The 474-nt window shown below is 54.2% G+C and carries 1 protein-coding gene; it reads left to right on the top strand.

Going from position 1 to position 474, the window contains the following annotated elements; genetic code table 11:
• On the top strand, window positions 1–474 hold a 474-nt coding region (locus AC1RP1_RS07850), incomplete at both ends, for a hypothetical protein (protein ID WP_481762699.1).

Raw genomic sequence — 474 nt, 5'->3', positions numbered from 1 at the left:
AAGCTGAGCAACAGTGCAGAGTCCGCGATTGAGAAGGCAGCTGCTGATCAGACTGCGCTATACAAGAAGCTATACGATTTCTTGAGCGGCAGTCGCGGCCATACGGGTGACGCACACGAGGGAGGCGTTCAGGGCGATCCCAACGAAGAGGACCGCGCGGATATATGGTGGAGATCGTTCCGCAACTGGATGGGTTCCGATCTTGGCAAGAAGGCGCGCAAACAAAGAAATGAGGACCCCTCATGGCTTTCGTGGCTTAAGCGCCTAGGCCCACTATTGGCGTCCATGGTTCTTGACCCAGAACTCTACAAAGAGATGGGTGCACTTATGGACAAATACCTGACATGGGATAACGTAGTCAAGGTGTTCACGGAGGCATGGAGCGTCGTGTCCAAGGCCGCGTCGGACACCATAGATTGGGCTATGGATAAGTTGGGCATTCAGAAGCCTGATAACCGCGTCGGTAAGGACATG

The organism is Dellaglioa sp. CoH-56-MRSF-13, from assembly GCF_056782095.1.
Note: the sequence above shows the minus strand (reverse complement) of the source record. Positions and strands in the feature narration are given on the sequence as shown.